At 66.6% G+C, this 20,612-nt stretch carries 15 protein-coding genes and 2 pseudogenes; 8 read left to right on the plus strand and 9 right to left on the minus strand.

Features of this window, described 5'->3' with window-relative positions; genetic code table 11:
* From AB0I04_RS45120 to AB0I04_RS45135, 4 genes and pseudogenes are all read right to left on the minus strand, one after another.
* Positions 1-327, minus strand: a 327-nt coding sequence (locus AB0I04_RS45120; protein ID WP_360899421.1) for a transposase, incomplete at its 3' end; no start/stop codon positions are given.
* Positions 328-572: 245 nt separating this feature from the next.
* Positions 573-830: pseudogene (locus tag AB0I04_RS45125) on the minus strand (transposase); the annotation flags it as partial.
* A 115-nt stretch (positions 831-945) separates the two neighbouring features.
* The gene (locus AB0I04_RS45130) at positions 946-2,172 is read right to left on the minus strand and encodes an IS110 family transposase (protein WP_360899424.1); all 1,227 of its coding nucleotides are present in this window, start codon (positions 2,170-2,172) and stop codon (positions 946-948) included.
* A 210-nt stretch (positions 2,173-2,382) separates the two neighbouring features.
* Positions 2,383-2,535 (minus strand): annotated as a pseudogene (locus tag AB0I04_RS45135) (transposase); the annotation flags it as partial.
* A 316-nt stretch (positions 2,536-2,851) separates the two neighbouring features.
* Between AB0I04_RS45135 and AB0I04_RS45140 the strand changes: the two are divergent.
* The 5 genes from AB0I04_RS45140 to AB0I04_RS45160 are packed head-to-tail and all read left to right on the plus strand — an operon-like array spanning position 2,852 to position 8,322.
* Positions 2,852-4,141, plus strand: coding sequence for a helix-turn-helix transcriptional regulator (locus AB0I04_RS45140; protein WP_360899427.1), 1,290 nt, complete (start codon positions 2,852-2,854; stop codon positions 4,139-4,141).
* A 13-nt stretch (positions 4,142-4,154) separates the two neighbouring features.
* Entirely contained in the window at positions 4,155-4,883 is a 729-nt protein-coding gene (locus tag AB0I04_RS45145) for a toll/interleukin-1 receptor domain-containing protein (RefSeq protein WP_360899430.1), read from the plus strand.
* Entirely contained in the window at positions 4,880-6,796 is a 1,917-nt protein-coding gene (locus tag AB0I04_RS45150; RefSeq protein WP_360899433.1) for a hypothetical protein, read from the plus strand. The genes AB0I04_RS45145 and AB0I04_RS45150 overlap by 4 nt, the downstream gene beginning before the upstream one ends.
* A gap of 25 nt (positions 6,797-6,821) precedes the next feature.
* Entirely contained in the window at positions 6,822-7,883 is a 1,062-nt protein-coding gene (locus tag AB0I04_RS45155; protein WP_360899436.1) for a hypothetical protein, read from the plus strand.
* On the plus strand, positions 7,873-8,322 hold the full coding sequence (locus AB0I04_RS45160; protein ID WP_360899439.1) for a hypothetical protein: 450 nt from the start codon (positions 7,873-7,875) through the stop codon (positions 8,320-8,322). The genes AB0I04_RS45155 and AB0I04_RS45160 overlap by 11 nt, the downstream gene beginning before the upstream one ends.
* A 206-nt stretch (positions 8,323-8,528) precedes the next feature.
* Here the strand turns inward: AB0I04_RS45160 and AB0I04_RS45165 are convergent, their stop codons facing one another.
* Positions 8,529-9,179, minus strand: a complete 651-nt coding sequence (locus AB0I04_RS45165) for a DUF2637 domain-containing protein (protein WP_360899442.1) — start codon at positions 9,177-9,179, stop codon at positions 8,529-8,531.
* A 144-nt stretch (positions 9,180-9,323) separates the two neighbouring features.
* Entirely contained in the window at positions 9,324-10,793 is a 1,470-nt protein-coding gene (locus tag AB0I04_RS45170; RefSeq protein ID WP_360899445.1) for a recombinase family protein, read from the minus strand.
* A 381-nt stretch (positions 10,794-11,174) separates the two neighbouring features.
* Here AB0I04_RS45170 and AB0I04_RS45175 point away from each other — a divergent pair, with 381 nt between their 5' ends.
* Positions 11,175-11,402: a hypothetical protein gene (locus AB0I04_RS45175; RefSeq protein ID WP_360899448.1), complete on the plus strand. Its 228-nt coding sequence runs from the start codon at positions 11,175-11,177 to the stop codon at positions 11,400-11,402.
* Positions 11,402-12,964 carry a hypothetical protein gene (locus AB0I04_RS45180; RefSeq protein ID WP_360899451.1) on the plus strand — a complete coding sequence of 521 codons (1,563 nt, stop codon included), beginning with the start codon at positions 11,402-11,404 and terminating at the stop codon, positions 12,962-12,964. Before AB0I04_RS45175 ends, AB0I04_RS45180 begins: the two co-directional genes overlap by 1 nt.
* A gap of 782 nt (positions 12,965-13,746) precedes the next feature.
* On the opposite strand, the gene AB0I04_RS45185 is transcribed toward AB0I04_RS45180, so the two are convergent.
* Positions 13,747-14,556, minus strand: a complete 810-nt coding sequence (locus AB0I04_RS45185; protein WP_360899454.1) for a hypothetical protein — start codon at positions 14,554-14,556, stop codon at positions 13,747-13,749.
* Between the two features lie 624 nt (positions 14,557-15,180).
* Here AB0I04_RS45185 and AB0I04_RS45190 point away from each other — a divergent pair.
* Entirely contained in the window at positions 15,181-15,318 is a 138-nt protein-coding gene (locus AB0I04_RS45190) for a hypothetical protein (protein ID WP_360899457.1), read from the plus strand.
* A 731-nt stretch (positions 15,319-16,049) separates the two neighbouring features.
* Here the strand turns inward: AB0I04_RS45190 and AB0I04_RS45195 are convergent.
* Positions 16,050-17,276: a Wadjet anti-phage system protein JetD domain-containing protein gene (locus AB0I04_RS45195; RefSeq protein WP_360899460.1), complete on the minus strand. Its 1,227-nt coding sequence runs from the start codon at positions 17,274-17,276 to the stop codon at positions 16,050-16,052.
* A complete protein-coding gene (locus tag AB0I04_RS45200; protein ID WP_360899586.1) occupies positions 17,273-20,611 on the minus strand; it encodes an SbcC/MukB-like Walker B domain-containing protein in 3,339 nt (1,112 codons plus the stop codon). Before AB0I04_RS45200 ends, AB0I04_RS45195 begins: the two co-directional genes overlap by 4 nt.
* Position 20,612: the final 1 nt, after the last annotated feature.

Here is a 20,612-nt window from a genome sequence, read left to right on the forward strand (position 1 = left end):
AATCGCCTCGGCGTCGTCGATGTCGGTCTTGGCGCGCCGTCGTCGGCGCCGCCGCTCGGCGGTCCGGTTGGCCTGGACTTCCCGCACGTCATAGCCCGCGGCGGTCAACGCGACCACCAGCGGTCGGCCGAGCGCCCCCGATCCCTCGACCCCGATCCGGTCGAGGACGAGCTCGGTGTCCATGAGCAGAGCCAGCAGCTCACGCATGCCATCAGGAGTCACGGGGAACGATGCGGTCTCCTGCACCCGGCCGCGCAGATCCAGGATCGCGATCGTGGCGGTGTGCTTGTGCGGGTCGATCCCAGCGACCGCATGCGTCGGCTTCACCGAAAGTACTCTTCGTCTGCAGGCTACGGTGGTCAGCGCGGACCCCCGATGCCGGCAGATCTGGGTTGAGTCGGTGCAGGCTCTCTTCAAGCCAGGTGTCGGGGGGCCCGCGCTCACGCGGCCAGCCCGGCACTTCGAATCGAAGACGACCTCGCGGCGTCAATAGCGTTCAGAGCCAGGGCTGGCCGGTTGGAACGCCGTTCAAGGGAGCAACTCCTTGATCGACTCGGCAAGTACAACACCCAGATGGCGTTGGTGGAGCAGACGACTTTGCGGATCTCGGGGTCGAACTGCAGGAACGGGACGAACTCGGCCCAGGCGTTCTCCCAAAGCCGCACGATCGCCGGATACTTGGTCCCCCAGGTCTCGGCGAACTCCAGCCACCGTTCCATCGCCGCCGATTCGGTGGGTGCGGTGTAGACGGGCTTGAGGGCCTTGGCGATCTTGTCCCAGTCCTGCCGGGCGGCATACCGGAAGCTGTTGCGGAGCAGGTGAACGATGCAGACTCCCGCTGTCAACCTTTGAGGCTGAAGTGGCTGGTGGGGTGGTTCTGGAAGTGGGCATGCCGCAGACCCGCGTGACCGGGCCTCGCGCGGGTGATCTTCTCAGCGGGTGTGTTTAGGCGGCGGTGCTCTGTTTGGCGGCCTGGTGCTTTTCGGGGTCGTAGGGGACGTGGTCGATCCAGCAGCGCCAGAGAACGCGGGTCCAGCGGGCGCCGAGCCCACGCAGGGCACGGTATTTACCCTGGCCGCGGGCACGTGCGTCTTCGTAGGCTTGGCGGGCCCAGTCGACTTCGCGTGTGGAGGTGAAGGCCCACCAGTCGATGGCGTGCCGCATCCGGGAGTTGGCGGCATAACGGAAGCGGACCTGGTGCATCCGGCCAGAGGCTCGAGTCACTGGTGCCAGGCCCGTCTCGGCGAGGAGCACTGCGGGCTCGGGATACCGGGCGCGGTCATCTCCCATCTCGGAGATCAGCGCGGCGGCGGTGACGGGTCCGATGCCGGGAAAACTGCGGAAGATTCCGGCGTCGGGATGGGTGTCAAGGAGCTGGCCGATGCGTTTGTCGCAGCCTCGGATCTGGGTGTTGAGCAGCTGTAGTTGGTCGACGAACAGGCTGGCGGTGAACTGTTTGCCGGCGATCGTGCCGGGACTGGCCGACAACAGATGGGGGCGCATCCGCTCGACCAGCCGGGCGGCGGGGACGCGGCCGGAGTAGCCGTGCCGGCGGCAGAACGCCTCCATCCGTGCCTCGCCGACCCGTCCTGCCTGGGCCGGGGTGGGGTAGTCGGTGATGAAGGACAAGGTGATGTCGCGGTCCAGAGTCGAGAACAGATGCAACGGCGCCGGATGGTAAGCCTCGAGAATCGCGCGGAGCTGGGATTCCACGGCGCGTTGCGATTCGATGATGCGTTCACGGTCGCGGGTGACGGCGGCCAGTTCGGCCGTCACAGGCGAGGGCGCCGGCAGAGGCCGCCAGTGGGCATGCTCGTGGCGGAGCGTGTCGGCCAGCACGAACGCGTCGAAGGCGTCGGACTTGGTCGCGGCGAGCCGATAGCGTTCCCGGGCTCGGGCGGAGATCTTCGGGGAGATGCAGTAGACCTGAAGGCCGCGCTGTTGCAGATGCTCCACCAGCAGGCCTTCACCACGTTCGATCGCGACCTTGATGCCAGATCGGCGGGCCAGCTGCTCATCGAGCTCGGCCAGTCCGGCGACGTCGTGGCGGATGCGGCGCTGCTCCAGGACCTGGCCGGCGGCATCGACGACACAGAGCTGGTGGGAGGCTCCGCCCCAGTCGATCCCGGCGAACGCCGGCTCGGCCGCAGGGCTGTCGGGGGTAGTGACCACTTTGCTCCTTAACGGGGCTTGGTCACCGCGCAGGCCGGCTTCCTCGGAACCTCATCTCGGCGCTCGAAGCGCGACTCCCGCTGACCGATGTGAAGCCCGCCACCGCCTCGGGCCGGCAGGTCTGCGTCTGGACCTCGAAGGTGCTCGTCTGCATAGGTCGTGCCCGGGGCGGCGCAGGTGACCAGCGAGACGATCTCGCCACGAACCAGTGTGGACGGATGAGGTCTGCACCAGCGCCTGGGGCCAGACGTTGGCGACCGCATCGGGCAGGCCACTGAGGCCGTCGCAGACGACCATGCAACAGTCGGCGACGCCACGGTTCTTCAGTTCGGTGAGCACCTGCAGCCAGTACTTGGCGCCTTCGCGCTGCCCTCGCCCACCACAATGATCGCGCGGGTAACCGATCCAGCTCGGTCGCATGGTTGCCGATCGCCTGAGGTCCGCCCCTGCCGCTGATGCATCTCCGCGAGATCGCCCAGCGGCGACAGCACATGGTTTCCCTCGGAATCCGCTACGGCCTCGATCGGCTCCTGCACCCATCGACAAACGCGACGATTTCCTATTGCCTTCGGAAGAGGAAACGGGAAACACCGTATTCGTCTTGTCCGGCCAGCGCGGCTCCCGCAGTCTTACTGGCGGTGACTCCCGGCTGTTCGGACGGGCAGGGACGGAGGTTCAAGTGGTCCAACAGTCCACCGATTTCGGAGCAGAACTTCGACGAAGGCGCCTGGCGGCGGACCTCACGCTGACCGGTCTGGCCCAGCGGGTCCATTACAGCAAGGCCCAGCTGAGCAAGGTCGAGCGAGGCATCAAGAGACCCAGCCGTGAGCTGGCTCGCCTCTGTGACACCGCGCTCGACGCTGGAGGAACACTCGTCTCCCTGATCCGGGAGAACTCCCCAGAGACCGAAGTCACCGTAGAACCAAGAACTGATGAGGAGGTGTGGCTGATGCAGTTGTCCTCAGATGGCCAAAGTCGGTTCCAGCCTATGAGCCGACGCCAGGTGGTCGCGGCTGGAGCCGCATCGATTGCGGGCATGAACATCGGCCTGCCAGTCGTTTCCGCCGACGCGGACGGGACAACGCTTCTCGGAGCATTCCGTTCTTTGTTCGATCAATACCGGCAGCTCGGTCAAGCCACCGATCCCGGGCTGTTGCTGCCTGTCCTCATCGCACAGACCCACGTGCTCCAGGAACTGTCCCGCTCGGCCGGTACCCGCACGCGCCAGGAGCTGTTGCGGCTCGGATCCCGCTACGCCGAATACATCGGCTGGCTGGTACAGGAAACCGGCGACGAACAGGGGGCACTGTGGTGGACCCGACGCGCCGTAGACCTCGCCGACGCCGGTGGTGATCACCACCTTGCCGCATACGCGCTGGTCCGGCGCGCGCTCGTCACCCTCTACCGCGACGACGCCGAGCAGACGATCGAGCTGGCCCGGCAGGCACAGAGCGGTGATGTGCCACCGCGCATCCGTGGCCTGGCCGCACAACGGGAGGCCCAAGGACACGCGCTCGCCGGCGACTACGACGCCTGCATGCGAAGCCTGGACCAAGCCCGTGCGTTCCTCGCCCGCCACATGGACGCCTCGGGCTCTCCGGTCATCGGCACCACGAACCTGACCGACCCAGCCGAGATGGTCAGAGGCTGGTGCCTGTACGACCTGGGACGGCCGCGCACCGCCGCCCAGGTCATCGAAACCCAGTTCGCACGAGTGCCTGAACGCGCGACGCGCACACGGGTCCGCTTCGGCACACGGCGAGCGCTCGCGTACGCGGCGGACGGCGAGATCGACCACGCCTGCCAGCTGACCCACGAACTGCTACTGGGCGTCACCACGGTCGGATCGGCGACTGTCTCGTCCGACCTGCGCGCCCTCGCACGCATGCTGTCCCGCTACCCGAAGAACCGATCGGTGCGCGAGTTGGCACCTGAACTCGGTAGCGCATTAGGAACCACCGCCCCGTAGTGAGGAGACCACGATGCATGGAGTGTTCATCAACTACCGCACCGGTGACGGCGACGAGGCCGCCGCCCTGCTGGAGCAGGGACTGTCCAACCGGTTCGGCAAGGAGCGGATCTTCCGCGCCACCAACTCCATCCAGCCGGGCCAGTCCTACCCAGAAGAGCTAATCATGGCCGTGCACAACAGTGCGGTCCTGCTCGCAGTCATGGGTCCCGGCTGGGCTCACGACCGTCGGCTGCGCGACAAGAGCGATTGGGTACGCCGGGAGATCCTGGAGGCCTATGCCTCGAAGATCACCGTCATCCCGGTGCTCAAGGGCCGCAGAACCGAGCGCCTGAAGGCGGCCGATCTACCGGCCGAGCTCGAACGCCTGGCCGATGTCCAATCCCTCCGGCTGGACCCGCGCGACAACGAGATGGACATCAGACGCATCGGCGACTTCCTCGCCGAACTCGTCCCGGCGCTCAAGAAGGCGGACCGGCAAGCCTCCCGATCCACCGACACTGGCGCCGTGTACAACACCGCGAGCGACACCCGCGGGACGGTCACCCAAAGCCGCAACATCGACGGCGACGTCGGCACCGTCATCAAGGGCAATCGCGGCCCGGTCCACACCGGAAAAGGCGACATCAACCAGAACACCAACCACTTCTCCGGCGACGGAGCGACGTACATCCAAGGCGACAACCACGGCGGCATCAGCCACCGATTCGGCCGGGCGCGCGGCGAGGAGGAGGAGCGTTGAGCGACTCGTTCGAGACGCACGCTTCCGACGTTCGCGGAGGCATGCATACCGGAGCCGGAGACATCAACTACACGTACTACCTGCTGCAGAGCGACTCGCTCGGGGCCGCTCCCCGCAAGCAGCCCGCAGACGAGCTGCGATGGCTCAAACAGCGCTTCATCAAGCCTGTGGGGCTGGACAAGGCGCGAGAAGTCCTGAAGGCCTCCCACACCGTGTTCCTCTATGGGCTTCCGGGCAGTGGCAGGATCGCTGCGGCGAAGATGCTCCTGTGGGATCTCAGAGACGGTGGGAGGCAGCCTCACGAACTGGTGCTGCAGGAGAACGGGAACGGGCCGTCCATCGATCGCAGCCATGTCGGCGACGGCGACTTGGTGTGGCTGGACCTGTCTCAAGTGGCAGGGACGCGATGGGATGAGGTCCACAACGAACTGTCCTCGCTACGCGCGATGGTGCAGGACCGTGACGCGTACCTCGTCGTCGTCTTGCCGGACGAAACTGCTGCTCATCTCGGTTCGACTCTGGCCCGATACCGCGCTGAGATACAGCGCCCGGCGGTTGATGAGGTGTTGTCCCGCTACCTCTGGGCAGAAGACATTCCCCGGCCGGTTCCGCTTCCTCCGCTGCGTTTCCTGGACGCCGACCGACGCATGGAGGAGATTCCCCAATACGTCGGGCTGATCAGCATGGCTCGGGACGAAAGCCTCGAGGGCAGCTTCGTGACCTGGTGTGAGGACGCCTATCAGGCGCTCTTCGTCCAGGCGCAGGAGGTGGCCGAGCAGGTGGCCGAGCTCTCCTCGGGGCCGCAACGTGCGCTGCTGTTGGCTGTCGCCATGCTGCACGAAGCACACCCTGACGTCATCCACCAGGCAGGCGTCGACCTTCTCGATGCGGTCGCGCATCCGAGTGGGGACGACCGGCTACTGGAACGTGCTCCACTCGACCAAAGACTCAAGGAGATCGACGCAAAGGTTGATTCTTCCGACAGCGTCCGGTTCGAGAAGCTCGATTACGACGCGGCGGTCCGGTCGTATTTCTGGGCTCATATGCCGGAGCTCCGCAATCCGCTACAGGGCTGGGTGAAGCAGACCGCCGACTCACTCGACCTCTCCCTTCGCGAACGGACGACCCTGGTCAAGCACTTCACCGAGCAGTGCCTGACCGAGCGGTACCGGCCAGCGCTGGTGTCTCTGGTCGAACAGTGGACCGCACATCCTACGACGACCCGCAGGATGGAGGCGGCCGCTCTGGTCGTGCGGCGTGGCCTCCGGGACGAGAAGCAGGGCCGGTCCTTCCGGCGGCAGATCTACGAATGGTCGCAGAGGGATGGTCTCTCTGAGCGGCTCGCTGAAGTGATCATCGTGGCGTGCCGTGACGAGATGATGGCGACGCATCCTGATGAGGCTCTGGTGCGGCTGCATCATGTGGCGAGGCGAGAGCGCGGAGACCTGGCACGCGAGACCTTGGTCGGGCTGGTGAGCGGTGCGCCTCGACTCCGCCGGCAGATGCTGACCCGTCTCACGGATCCGCGATCCGAACCGGGCAAGTGGCAGCGCGACGTCGAGCTGTTTCTGGAGATCGCCGATCCTGAAGCGCTCACCGATCCCGGCAGGCGCAATCACGCGCTCCTCGCCGAAAGCACCATACGCCAGCAATTGACCACCGGCTGGTCGCTCGTCTTCTCGCGACGTCCGTATGAAGTGTGGACGCCGAGCGTGCGGTGGTGGCTGCGCGTCGCCGCCGCAGACGAGCGGCATCGACATCCGCTCCTCGACGTCCTCGTACGCGGAGGCGAAGAGGACGCCGCCGTTCTGGCCCGGCTCTACGCGATGACGCGCGAGCAGGAAGCGTGGACAGCACTCGGTGACCTGATCGTCCAGAACATCAACACCGTCTGGGAAGCCCGGATCGCATGACTCACATGAACGAAGGGAGAACCCCATGAGCGCCGGGCGAAACACCACGACGCTGTACTTGGCGGTCACGGGCGGATTGATCTTCGTCGGCCTGGTCCTCTTCGCGCCATGGCCGCTATGGATCTCGCTCGTCGCGGCGGCCGGGTTCGGGACCGCGCTGCTGTTCGCGAGCAGGCACGCCGGCCCACCGTCAGCCAGGACCTCACGACCGGAACCCATGCTCGGGTACGTGCCCCACCCGGCAGCGGACGTCAGGAGAACACGCGTTGTCACCGACATCGCCCTGCCAACCGACCTGCCCGACTACTCCTTCCTGTTCTCCGCCACGGTGATCTGGTCACCGACTACGGCCATCACGGACGAATCCGCGATCAACCCCGCCGCCCTCGCGATCGACGCCGTGTTGAAACGCGCCCGGGAGATCACCGAGCTACGACATCCGAGCCACGCCTCGCTCACCCGGCACGAGTTGGCCGGCGCACTCGGAGAGATGCGAGCGGACGCCACAGGACGTGTCCGGGCGATGGCCGAGTCGGTCCAACTCGTTCTTCCCGACCGCGACCAGGAACGGCTGGACAAGCTCGCCGCGGTACGCAAAGAAGAGGCCATCTGGGAGCACGAACGAAAATACGAGCTGAACAAGCGCGAGTATCTTGGCGAAGATGTTTTGAAGAACCCCGGCAGCGCCGTGGTCTGGTGGCTCGCCAGGAACGACGACCAGGTGGAGAAGACGGTCAATGACATCGGCCTTCTCGCGCAGCTCTCGTCCGCCGCGAACAACGGCGACGTGCCGGAGGCGTTCCACTCGTTCATTCCCGGGTTCGCCGCGTCGAACGGCCATTACAGCCCGAACGGATCTGATGCGGCTTGGTCGCCAGAGCCCAAGGACTCCGCTGCAGACCGCTTCGACGCCCTCGTACAGACGGCGCCGTTCGATGAGCGCGATCCGCAGTGTCGCCTGTTCGCTCGGCAGGTGGCCGGCTGGGCCGCCGAGCACGGATGGCAGGAGCTGGCCGAGGACCTGATACGCCGGTACGACGCGCCGACCGACGCCGAGCCCACAGCAGAGGAAGATGATGGAAGCTGAACTGGCCGCGCTGGCGAGCAGCGGAGCAACCGCACTCATTGGATTGATGGTCTCCGATTCCTGGGCGCAGGTGAAGGATGGATTCGCAAGGATGCTTGCTCGATTCGCCCCCGATGAGACGCCGTTGGAAGAATTGGAGACATCACGGGTCGAACTTGTGACCGCCCACCTCGAGCATGACGATACGAAGACGGCTGCCATCGAGAGCCACTGGCGCGCACGGCTGGAGTTCCTCCTGCGGTCAGACGAAACGGCCGCAGACGAACTACGGCGCCTTCTCGATACACCGATGCCCAGTTCGGCGAAGTCCATCTCCAACTTCAACAGCGGAGACGTACAATTCGGATCCATAATCCAAGCTGGCCATATTTCAGGAGCAACTTTCCACATCGCACCAACATCCGATGGCCATATCGACAAACACGGTGGATCCCAATGAGGTTTTCTCGATGACTTTTAGTGGATCCGGCGGTGTTCGAAGAGGGTGAGGATGTGGGCGGCGCGGACCCGGTCGCCGATTCCACGTGGGCTGAGCCTGGTGTGTTTGAGCGCGGTGCAGCGTTCGGTCAACAGGACGAAGCCGCGTCCGCCGCGGCATCGCAGAAAACGGCAGGCCACAGTGACCAACTCGGCCAACGTGAACGGTCACCGCCCAACGTAGGTTGACGAGTTGTCGGCTTCGGGAAGCGAGGTGAGGGCACCGGCAAGGCCGGCGTTCTTGACGAGGCGCCCCCATCGGGGACTTCGCTTGAAGCGTGTCCCGATCGCCGCTCCCCCAGGCAGCTCACCGTTCTCCGCAAGATACGCCAGGGCCCACTGCCACGCCTCCCGCTGCAGGCACCTCCGCAGATCGGACACCTCCGCGCCGTCGTCTCCAGGGCCCTCCGGCGCAGGCTCTCCCGCCGCAGGCTCAGGCTCCGCGTTTACCGTCTCTGGGTCGTCTTGTTCGGCCGGATCCGACAGGTGTACCCGTAGCTGGCCCTGCAGAAGGTGATAGGCACCGACGAAGGCGAACGAGGGCCAGGCGGCGATCACGCGGCCGACCACCGTGGGCTCGGCGACCTCGACATTAGCGGCCAGGCTCGCGAGGCTTCCGACGATGAGGAGCGTCCACGGCAGCCACGGGACGCTGACGCCGGTCCTGCCGGCCAGCAGCACGGACATCGAGGATGCGACGACCATCCCATCGACGCTGAGCGGGATGAGGGTCGCGTTCACGGGCGTCTCACCGTGCCGGAGGGCGAGTTCGTGCATGTGCCCGAAGCTCACCACCGCGGCGATCAGCGCGAGGAACACGACACTGACCGTGGTGATACGGCGGATACAGACATTGGCCGCGCCATTCGGGGTAACCTCCTTTCGTGTGGCCATTCACCTGGCTCCCAGCAAGAAGGAGCGGGTGAGGACGAGCGGATGTGCGTTCGGCTCTCGGACACAGAGTTACCCCATGAAGGGGTGTGGGCCTGGCTTGAGCTGTTCGAAGAGATCGGTTTCAGCCGGGCCGTCTGAGTAGTCGGCCTCAGCGACCGTCCAGGTCGCTGTGTCGCAGACGATCACCAAGTCGTTCGAACGCAGAAACTGGGCCAGCTCGGACGGATCACGCCCAGGAAGATGTGCGGCCAGCGCGGTGAGCATGCGGTCCTCACGGATGTACAGGTTCTTCGCCCGTGCGGGTGCCCACGTCTTGGCGCTACTGTAGCCATGGCGGCACCGGTAGCCCGGACGGTCATTCACCCAGTGCGCGTCCATGCGCCGCAGGCACATCCGGCACCGTAGTAGCCCCGAGAACAGGTACGCGCGGGCATTGCCGTCCTGGTTCGGACGGGCGGCCCTGATCGCCTGGGCGGCCACGAATTCCTCCTCGCTGACCAGCGGCGCATGCGCCACCTGCTTCGATACCGCCCACTCCCACACCGGGTACCGCCGCCTGACGGAAACGGCTTCCTCCGAGCCCGACGGGCCCTCATGTTCGGTCCGTTGCCGGTCCCAGACCTGGCGACCGGTGTAACGCGGATTGCCGAGAATCGCGGCAACCGTCTGCAACGTCCACCCTTGCCCTGACCGATGCGGATTACGTTTCTGATCGGCAGCGGACGGGCACGGCACGCCGCGTTCGTTCAACTCCCGGGCGATACCTGCCATGCTCCGCCCCGCGAGCCGCTCGGCGAAGATCCACCGCACGTGTGGTGCAGTCACCGGATCTGGCTCCAGCCGCTGGAGACGACGGCCCCAGCGGGCGTGTGCCCGATTGGGATGCGGGCCGGCGTCGACCAGCCGATACCCGTAGGGAGGCCGTCCGCCCAGGTATCGCCCCTGCTCGCACGCCTGCACTCGCATCGCCGCCAGAACCCGATGCCGCGACCGCAGCACCTCCCGCTGCGATTGGGCCCCCAGCATCACGATCAGCGCCCTATGCATCGGATCGCCGAGATCAATCGGTCCTCCAGCCTCGGGCAACCACACCCGCACGCCCCAGCGCTCGAACAACGGCATCATCCGCTCGAACTGATCTCCGGCGAACGCCCGCTCGTACTCCCCGACCACGATCGCATCGAACGGCCGCCCCGGACCAGTGATCGCGGCCAGCAACGCCGCCGCCTGGGGCCGCTCGGCCCAGGGCAACCGCCGCGTGCACCCGACATCGAAAAAATCCGCCACGATCACACCACGTCCGGCGATGACCGTTTCGGCGGCCTCACGCTGCCACCCGTGAGAAGTCCCCCGATCCTGAAACTCCACCGTCGACGTCCGCCCATAGAACGCGAACCGCACCCCTACCGCAGCCTCGGTTCTACTTCCGCGTTCGCTCCGACGCCCACGTTCGCCCTCGCCTCGCCCGCGCCGGATCCACGCCTCGATCACGCCCTGACGATCTTCCGCGCGGACTACCGCCATGTCGACCACATCCACCCATCTGGATCCTTGCTTCCAGACAAGGCAAGCGGCCGGCCACGACAGAGTTCGACAGCCGCTCCCGCTTCTCCCCTAATCCCGGAAGCATCTCTTTGGCGTCAATATCCAGCAAGGGCAGGGCGCGTATATAGAAAACAACGGAATCGTCTACGCGAAGCAACCAATTCCTCACACTAGAGGAACTTTAAGAATCACCATTTCAAGATATTTTCTATTTTTCCTGTCGCCCCTGCTATAACTGAGGGAGTGTCCGCTTTTAATCCATAGGTTCTGGGTTCGAGCCGCAGGCGCCCTACCACTTATCTGGCCGCTGACCTCCGTTTTCTTGCCGTGTCCGGCGACCAAGATGATCGTTTCGGGCCGATGTCTGCTCCATGTTTGCTCGTTTGTCGCGATCTTGTCGGGGCCGGGCAGGCCGGACGCCTGGCCAAGCGCTTTCCTCCCAGCATCGTCAAATTGGACCCCGCCCAGCAGGTCGACGTCTCGGTCGCGCTGGGCGACCTGGACGTGTTCATGGCCTGGGCACGCCAGGTCAGCGCGATCCCGGTCGCCGCTGCGGGCACCGGCCGCCGGCGCCGCCAGACCATGGAGCAGCAGGCCACCTGATGAGCGAAGAGACAGGCTACTGGACGCCAGCGCCGGACCGGCCTGAGCAGGACCGGGACCACGAGCAGGGCACCGCGCTGGCGGGCGATGACGGTGAAGAGGCCCTCGCCGAGGACATCGTCCAGTTCACCAACATCGAACGCTCGGGCCCGTGGATGCTGGCCTACCTGGTCGCCAGACGTGTCACCCCTGGTGAAGGCAACGGAGTCAGACTCGAATATCAGTTCAGCCCGTTCGGTCGAACGGCCTTCCGGCGCATTAGCGCCTCGGAGTTCGCTCGCCGGGCCAAGACCAGCCACAAACGGGTGATCGCCCTGCTGGAGGCATGGAACAGGCTGGCCGACGACACCGATGGCCTGTTCCCGCACTCCACCGCCCTGCAGCCCGGCGAACAGATCGAGCTGCCCGACTCCAAGAAGTATCCGTTCTATGGCAAGGACGGCTACTACCGCAGTTGGGACGCCAGGAACGTGTCTGCTGAGCGGCGTGAGGCGGTCGAGCGTGAGGCCGCGGCGTCCGGGGCCCGCCCCTCTGCCATCACCTACGTGCTCACGCACCCGGCAGCGGTCAAGAACGCACTGCTGGCCGATGAGGCGACCCGGACGGCGGCCCGGGAGGCATTGGCGGATTTCGACGCCCGGCAGGCCGCCGCTGACGCGGCCGACCGCGAGGCCGCCGACGCGGTCACCTCGCAGCAGGGCAGTGAGTTCGACGCCCACCGCAGCGAGCGAGAAGCCATCGCCGCGGCGGCCCGGGCCGCCCGGGACGGGAATGAGGCCGACGCGTCCATGGAGGTGTTCAACGCCATGGCCGAGATCCGCATGGCCGCCTCCCGGGCGCTGGCCCGGCTGCACAAGCAACACATCAACTTCACCCCCGAAACGCGCCGAGGCCATCGCCGAGCTCTGCACCGGCGCCGAGACCGCCATCGCAGCCGTCCGGGACCTGGCCACCGGCGCCGCCCTGGACGACGCCGCCCTGGCGGCGTTCCTGGACGACAACGGCGGACTGCTGTGAGCCCGCGACGGGACGCCGCCGGCTGGACGCAGGCCGAGACCGACGTCGCGGACGTGATGATGTGGCTGCTCAGCAACCACGGCCAGGAGCTGTCCTACGACGACATCGGCAAAGGGGTCGGGATCAAGAGCAAGCCCCGGCTGCAGCGGGCGGTCCGGCTGGTGCGGGTGATCGCCGCTGACCGCGGCGACCGGCTGGAGCGATTCCTGCCCTCGGCCGACCCCAAGCGCCGCCGGGTCTTCACCACCCGCTACATGCGCCAAGGCAACGGGGACGAGTTCAGCGCCCGGGATGCGATGGCGGCCGCGCGAGCGGCGATGACATCGGTGAAGGACATGCACCGCGCGACCACCTTCGAAGCCGCCAACCCCCACTCGATCGCCCAGACCGAGTTCGGGGCGATGGCCCAGGCCGCCGAGGAGTGCATCACCAAGGTCGCCGGCATCGACAAACTCGGGCCCCAGGCAGTCCGGCGCGAGAACACCAGCCTGCTCACCCAGATGATCGCCGACCTCGAAGCCCGCCTCACCGAAACCGCAGGCTGAACCATGTCCACGATCCGGCTCGCCACCGAAGACGCGGTCGAACTCGCCGAACTGCTCCAGTTCGTCAAGGACTGGATCACCGCCGACGACCAGACCAAAGCCTCCTTCGCGGATTCGTCGGCACCGCGGGCTACGACGCGGCCGACCTCGGCACCGACACGGTCCCAGACTCAGATTATGGAGGCCTTGAGCTGGTTGTGCGCTATGACGATCGAACGTCCAGCTCCTGGACGAGCTCGTTCTGTTCTTCGTTAGTCCCAACGAGTAGAATAGTGAAGTCTGCGACGGCACGACTGCGCAGCATGGACGTACCCTTCCATATTCCCTCCGAGGGTAGTCCAGTTGCAGTAGTAAACTCTATCCTTCTGCGGACGCTTGCTCGTCTCGTGCCTGCAGTAATCATTTTGAGTATCTACTGGCTTTCCGTCTTCGGTGAACTGGGCCTCTTCCGCCCCACCGCTGCGCGGAATCGTCCAAACGCGTGCGAGACGAATCTCTCTATCAGAGACGATTATCATCTGCTTCTTCTTGGCGGCCTCCACGACAGTGCACCCCAGATGCTGTCGCCAATGCCTGTCGTCGGCCGCGTCACTCATCGTCCCGTATTCCTTTTTATACTCTTCCCTTATTGGCTTTTGCCATAGCGCATTTCGTCGCATCTTCTCTTGTCGTTTTCTATTTTCCCGTGCCCCCGCCGTCTCTTTCTGCGTCCCCGCCGTCTCTTACTGCGCCATCTTTTCCCGCCTTGCCTGTCGCCACGCCCAGCGTGGATTTAAGAGCTGTCAGATGATGGAACGCCCCAGCCATTGTTGTTCCTCGGGCGTCATCAGGTCATGCGGAAAGATGATGCCGCCGCCTCTGTTCGGCGGTGTGAAGTAGCCGAGGTGCACGATCTGCTGCCTGCCGTCTGCGCAGACGAGCCAGTGCGCGATGTCGCGATCTGCGGGTCTTCCCGCCGTGGCCAGCGCGTCCACGATCCCCAGCTCGGTGATCAGCCGAGTGTAACTCCCACCGGGCATGGACGCGCGGATGCTTTGCGGGTCAGTTTCGGCGAACAGGCTCACAGTGATCTGGAGACCCTCCAACTGGAAGGTCTGCCCGTCTCGCGCGCCGGCGACGAAGGACACAGCCGGATCGCTTCCGAGCCGCCCGAACGCCGGACGGCGGGTCGTGGGATCTCCGGTCTTGGCCCGCAGACGGAACGCGGGACGGCGGGTCGTGGGATCTCCGGCCTTGGCGAGCCGCTCCAGATGCCGCGGGATCAACTCGCGCACCCATGTGTTGAATTCCTTCGCGAGCACGGCGGCCACGATCCGCTGCGTCCCGTTCACGGTAACGGTGCGCATGACCGTTCGGCTCGCCGCGCCGGATGAGAGTTTGCCTTGGCCCTCGAACATGTCGACCACGTAGCGTGCGTAACTCTCGGTCAGGTCGCCGTCGCCTCGGCAGGGCGACAACTGGTTGCCTGCCAGGCATATCTTCGTCTGCCGCGCAAACTCCGCCATGATCTGCCGGCCTTCCTCCGGATCGGGGTCCGGGCCGTCGACGTAGACAATGAATATGCCCTCTGCCTCTGCGGCCGGTACTGCCATGGGTTATCTCGCTTTCGGAGGAGACCGTTGTGTGCGTTGAGTAAAACTAGTGCGCGGCGTACTCGCGGCGATCGGGGAGACCCTTGCCCCGCGTTCCGTGTAATTCGAGGGTTCTGGAGACGCGGAAGCTGCCAGGCTCCTCAAGCAGACCCTCGGCTGGACCAAGCCCCGCCTGCGCGACCCGCAGGCCGCCGACCGGTGGACCTGGATCATCCTCGCCGTCCACACCCAACTGCGTCTATGCCGCGGCCTGGCCGGCGACCTTCGACGCCCCTGGGAGAAGCCCGCCGACCCCGACCGGCTCCCCCCGCCCGCGTCCGCCGGGGGTTCATGGCGACAGCGCGGTAGAGCGGGACCAGCTTCTTGAAGCCGGGCCGCCGCGTCGCTGGGGGAGCGGCGCCTCGGTCACAAGCGCCGCACACCCGATGATGCCGACATCCAGCTAACCCCCCGACGGCTCGCTAACGCCACTGGCCGAGTTCGGTTGCTGCTCAAGGGCTGACTCCCCGGAGCTGAAGCGCCTGCCCCACCGTTCAAGATCATCTCAATGTGGGTTTTGGGCTTACTTGGGCTGGACCCGAACTCACGCACGAACCGCTCACGCGCCTTCGGATCACGTGCGACATGAGTGCGCAGCAGCTTGACGGCCACCTCCCCGCCGTCCAGCCCGCGCCCGGCATACACGACGCCCTGGCCACCCTCCCCGAGACGGCCGGTCAGCTCGTACCGTCCCAGCCGTTCGGGATCGTCGGGTTGCAGTGAAACAGCCATAGTTGTCTATTTGACCATGCCGGAGCCCTCCGCCGAGCAGAGATCATCCACACTCGCGGCGGCCCGCGATCTCCGGGGCGGTCAGCCGAGGTTGGCGAGCTCGCGCGCCCCTGCGGCCTGGGTAGCAGTAGCGATCAAGAAGTTTCGATCGCATATGGCCCTGACCTGCGCCGGCCTGAGGCCCTCGGCCGATGTACGCACCATGATCGCGGTGCCCGTAGCGTCTTCCCGCGCGCCCACTCCACCTCGACCGAAGACGGGGTGAACACCTCCGCCAGCTCCCGCGCCGGCACCCGGCCCTCCAGGCACCAGCACCGGTCATCGCACGGATGCTCGGCTACACCGACCAACAGACCAGCCGCATCGCCACCGCCGTCGGCAGCCCATGGAGCCGCTACGCCCCAGGCGACGACCACTCTCCGTGACAACCATCCGGTTCAATACCCGCGAATAGGCGACAGTCGATTACGCGAGGTCGCCAGTGTGGCTCCCGATGAACGGGCAAGATCTGCGGATCAACTTCACCTACGTGCCTTACATGACTGACAGGCCACCAAGCCGCTGACCTGCAGGTTCACTCAAGTACCCCAGATAACTACCGGGCCGGCCGTACAGGGGCAACCTCATGCGGGCCCAGAAGGGGACCATCCCCGCAGGCGCGGTGCCGTCATCCGGTTCGTCGACGATGCCCTCGCCGAAGCCTGGCGGGGGCTGTGGCCCGGTTACAGAGGAAATCGCATGAAGACGTCCAGCAACCGGGTTGCGGCATGGGCGAGGGGAATGGCTTCCTGTTCAATCCGGCGGAACGGGGTGGGGCCAGCGGTCGCGACGATGTTGTAGGCGGTCGCCTCGGCTTCGGTGAGGTGCGGCAGGATCGCCGGGGAGGGCTTGATGGGGCGACCCGCCTTGTCATGATTCACCCCGTGCTGGGCGTAGCGGTGCAGGTCGGTGACGTCCATCAGGATCGAGGTGACCGGTTTCGGTGGCGCGTCGTCCGGTGCGGGCTCGGCCAGCGCGGCGCGGAACCGATCGAGGATCGCGTATCCGTCCGCGTCGATGTCCCCCCAGTAGACGACGTGGTCCGCAGCGCGGATCCAGGGCACGTTCGCGAGCACGGCGGCGGCCGCCTTGCCGCCGCCCTCGACCACGATCGTGTCCCGCACCGGTGGGAACCAGAGCCGGGAGTCGCGGTTCTCGACGACGAGAACGATCCGCGGCCGGTAGGCGATGTCGTGCGTGTCGCCGGTGGTCCAGGCGTCATGCCTGCGGCGGGCCGACGCGGCGTGCTCGGGGTCGACGTAGGTCAGGTGCAGCACGGCCGGCCGGGACCGGACCTCATCCCGCACGTCGCGTCCGGCGACGTCGCGCAGCAACGCGCCATGGGTGTCGAGCCACTTGGTGTGCATGCCAGGGATGGGGAGTTGACGTGCGGTCCATGCGCCCGCGTCCAGATGCCGGCGCAGCCACGTCACCGCACTGAGCAGTACCTCGGTGTCGTCGGCTTCGAGCTGGTAGGCGGCGCGGACGGTGGCCGGGGTAACTACCGCGCCGGCGGACCGCAGCGACGACGCGAGCGCACGGGCGCGGGCGACGTCCACGGTCGGCGGTTCGGTTCCGGAGACCAGGGCCACGGCGGCGTCCAGGTCCGCGACGAGCGTGGTGGGGTAGGCGTCCGTCACGCCCTGGACGGACACCGGCTTGCGGACGATCACGACACCGGTGGGGTGCCGGTCGGCGAACTCACGCCAGCGCATGTGCCACTCGTGCCAGGCGGCGTGCCCGATCCGCGCTACCGCGCTACCGGTCGACACGCCGGGGCGGAGCGGGACGGAGAACGTGACCGGGTCACCGACGCCGGGGTCGGCGCACACGGCTTCCGCCCACTTCTGGTGGACCTTGCGGCGGAGTGACTCGACCGCGTCCGCCGGGGTGATCAGTCGGGGGGTCATGTGTCGGGCACCGCGACGATGGGCTTCGCCCAGGACCGTCCCTCTGCGGTCTTGAGGATCAGGTATTCCGCATCCACGTGGGGTTCGATCGCGCTATGCTTGTCGTTAGGGGCGCCGATAATGAGTTGAAAGCCCAGCCCGCGCCATGCGCCGATGGCTCGCCCGGTGAAATGCGCATCCGCCTTGATCAGCGCCTCATCGAGGAAGACGGGGGCGTAGCGGGGGCGTTCAGCGCCCGCGTCGCCCAGCTGGTAGCGCAACGCGGCGCCCACGATGAACGCGACCAGTTCCTGAGACTCTCCACCGGACTTCTCCCCGATGTGGTCGTAGACCGCGACATGCTCGCCAGCGAGGTCGCGCTTCTCCGCACTGATCCGGACGTGGTTGCGCACGTCGATCAGGTCGGCGAAATCAGGCGCAGTGCGGCGGATGCGGTCGATCACCTTGGCCATCCGGTGGTAGGCGCGTTCCCGGTCGGCGTCCGTGGCCGCCTTGTCGATGACGGCACGTACCTCGCGCAGCTCCTTGCGGAACCGGGCGCGCACCGCGGAGTGGCTTTCCTGCGGGTCGATGCGCAGCCGGTGGCCGTCGTCGGCGAACGGCAGTTCGGCAAGGATGCGGTTGACCGGGTCGATCCGATCGCGGATCTCCCGCACGGCGGCGGAGAGCTCGCTGTCCAGGCTGGTCAGGTCGTTGCCGGAGAGTTTGAGCAGGCTGTCGCGCCACTCGGTCTCCAGCTCGTGCAGGCCGCTGGTCTCCAGGTCGGTGAGCAGGCGGTCGAAGTCGCGGTAGGAAGCCTCCGGTTCGGTGCCGAGGTTCGGGTTCGGCCAACGCTCGAGGAACGTCGAGAACGTCTCATGCAGCGCCGTCCGCGACCGGCCGATCGATTCTTCCGCCGACTTTCGATCCTCGTGCATCCGTTCGACGCCGCGCCTGTGCGCGGCGTCGAACTCCGCCAGCGCCGTCGCCGGGTCAGCGCCGTCCGGGGCGTTGTCGAACAGCCCCGCGAGGTACTCCTGATGCTCCCGGCTCACCTCAGTGCCCGTTGCCGCGGCGGTGTCGAGGGCCCGCTGGGCGCCGTCCACCTCGTCCACGATCGATTCCCATGACTCGCCGAGCCGCTCCAGCTCCCTCTTCTGTCCGCCGCTTCGCTCGGTCAGCCCGGTGACTCGCTTCTTGAGCTCCTCCGCCTCTCCCTGCAGCCGGTCGATCTCCGGATTCCCCGCGCGGACTTCGGCGATGACCCCCTCCCAGCGGTCCCGTTCGGCGACGACCGACTCGATGTCCACCTGGTCCCAAGACAGTTCGGTCACGGTCTGATAGGCGGTGCGTCTTTCTTCGAACGAGTTGAGGGCTTGTTCCGCCTTCGTCTCCTGTGCGAGGGCGTCATCATGGCGTTTCTGGGCGTGACCGATCCGGGTATCGAGGTCGGCGAGCAGCCTCGTGTTGGTGAATCCCAGCAGGTTGGCTCGGCCGTGACCGCCGTGCGCGCCCCGGCCGCGTTGCGATGTCTGGCCGGTGATCGTGAGCGCCTTGGGGTGCTGCGCCAGCAGTCTGGGTGTCTCGACGCAGACGAAGTCGAACCTGCTGGCGAGTTCGCTCTTTAGCCAGGCGGTGAACGGCGACGGACGGTAGTCGAGTCGGCCGGGGAGCGTCTTGTCGTTCAGCCCGACCTCGTCGCGCATGCCGGTGCGGACGCCTTCGAACTGGATGCGCCGGGCGACGGGAACCGCGTTGATCGCCTCGCGGAACGCGTTCAGCCGGCCGATGTCGATCAGCATCCGGGTGGCGAACCCGCCGAGCGCCAGGTTGAATGCCTCCCGCCACGGTTCGAACTCCGTGCGCACCTCGATCAGCTCACCGACGAACGGCAGGTCGTCGGGGGTGAGTCCGGCGGCGTCGGCCAGCAGGTCGCGGGCGGCATGCAGGTCGGTGGGAATGTTGCCGCGGCGGCCCTTGACCGCGCTGTGCTCGGCGCGCAACCCGGCCAGGTCACGTTCGGCGTCCTTACGCTCCGAGGCCGCCTCGGCGAACGCGTTCTGGGCGGTCTTCCTGGCGTCGGAGTCGGCCAGCGCCCTGTGCGCCGCCTCGACCAGCGCGGTGAAGTTCTGGCCTGTCGACACGGTCGCGCCGACGGTGTCCAGGGCACGGTCCAAACGCTTCCGCGCGCGTTCGACGTCGGCCAGCCGCTGATCCACTCCACGGATCTCGCGGCGCGCGGTCTCCAGCCGGTCGCCACCGGAAGCGCGCAAGGTCTCGAGCACCGCGTCCCGCTGGGACTCCGCCGCCTTGATCAGCGCGGCCGTCTCCCGCACCTCCTCCTCAGCCCGGCGACGCCTCCCGGCCAGGTCCCGCTCGACCGTGCGCAGCAGCTCGAGCCGGCGTTCGTGCCGCCACAGCGCCGCGGGGGACACCGGGTCGGTGAACGATCCGACATCGTCGATGACCCCCAGTCGTGCCATCGCGCGATCGATGATGTCTCGGTGGCCACGGATCGGGGTCAGCGCCCGCACCTGCCGGCGAGCGGTGATCATCCGGCCCCGGGTGCCGGACAGCTCGTCGAACTGCTGCACCACCTCGTCCGCCGTGACCAGGGTAGACGGCTCCTCCAGAACCATCGTCTTGTACAGCGCATCGACGGTGGTGATCTGCTGACCAGCCTGGATCCTGCCGAGCAGCCCGACCGCTTTGTGACCGTCCCCGGCAGCGCCGATCCCCAGCGTGGTGTGCAGCCGGGCGGTGAAGTCCCGGTCGGTGCCGAAGCAGGTCAAGCCCGTCGCGGTAACCGCGGCTTGGCCGAGCCTGCTGCCCGCGGGACCGTCCAGCTCACGCAGGTCGTAGGCGTCGTCCGTGCAGGCGCGGACCGGGACGACGTCGTCGAGGGCGCGCGCGGACGACGGCACGTACCAGGCACGGAGCGCGGTGAACATCGCACCGCTCCGGTCGGCCCACGTCATCGCGATCGCCGACCAAGTGTCGCGGCCATCCCCGCGCAGCACCCGCGACCTGGTCTCACCACCCGCCCGTGACTCGTCGAGTTTCCCACGCGCGTAGGAGACAATGTTGCGCTGGTCCTTACCGCGGGGCCGGCCGACCACCCCGCCGTTGGACGCCCCATTGAACGGCGTGGTGTGCGGCATCAGCAACGCGATGTAGGAGTCCATGAGCGTCGACTTGCCCGACCCGGAACCGCCACTGAACAAGGTCGCGCCGGGAGCGAATCGGATGCGGTGATACCCGTCGTAGCCGCCCCAGTTGACCAACTGCAGATCCCGCGCCACCCACTGCTGCCCCCGCGACGCCGCCGGGATCAACCCGAACAGCGTGTCGATCATG

The organism is Actinoallomurus sp. NPDC050550 (assembly GCF_040655075.1).
GTDB lineage: Bacteria > Actinomycetota > Actinomycetes > Streptosporangiales > Streptosporangiaceae > Actinoallomurus.

Excerpts from the sequence above, each read along its gene's own strand:
- AB0I04_RS45145 (WP_360899430.1), top strand. The coding sequence starts at position 4,155 with ATGCATGGAGTGTTCATCAACTACCGCACCGGTGACGGCGACGAGGCC.
- AB0I04_RS45155 (WP_360899436.1), top strand. The coding sequence starts at position 6,822 with ATGAGCGCCGGGCGAAACACCACGACGCTGTACTTGGCGGTCACGGGC.
- AB0I04_RS45160 (WP_360899439.1), top strand. The coding sequence starts at position 7,873 with ATGGAAGCTGAACTGGCCGCGCTGGCGAGCAGCGGAGCAACCGCACTC.
- AB0I04_RS45180 (WP_360899451.1), top strand. The coding sequence starts at position 11,402 with ATGAGCGAAGAGACAGGCTACTGGACGCCAGCGCCGGACCGGCCTGAG.
- AB0I04_RS45185 (WP_360899454.1), bottom strand. The coding sequence starts at position 14,556 with ATGGCAGTACCGGCCGCAGAGGCAGAGGGCATATTCATTGTCTACGTC.
- AB0I04_RS45190 (WP_360899457.1), top strand. The coding sequence starts at position 15,181 with ATGAGTGCGCAGCAGCTTGACGGCCACCTCCCCGCCGTCCAGCCCGCG.
- AB0I04_RS45195 (WP_360899460.1), bottom strand. The coding sequence starts at position 17,276 with ATGACCCCCCGACTGATCACCCCGGCGGACGCGGTCGAGTCACTCCGC.
- AB0I04_RS45200 (WP_360899586.1), bottom strand. The coding sequence starts at position 20,611 with ATGATCGACACGCTGTTCGGGTTGATCCCGGCGGCGTCGCGGGGGCAG.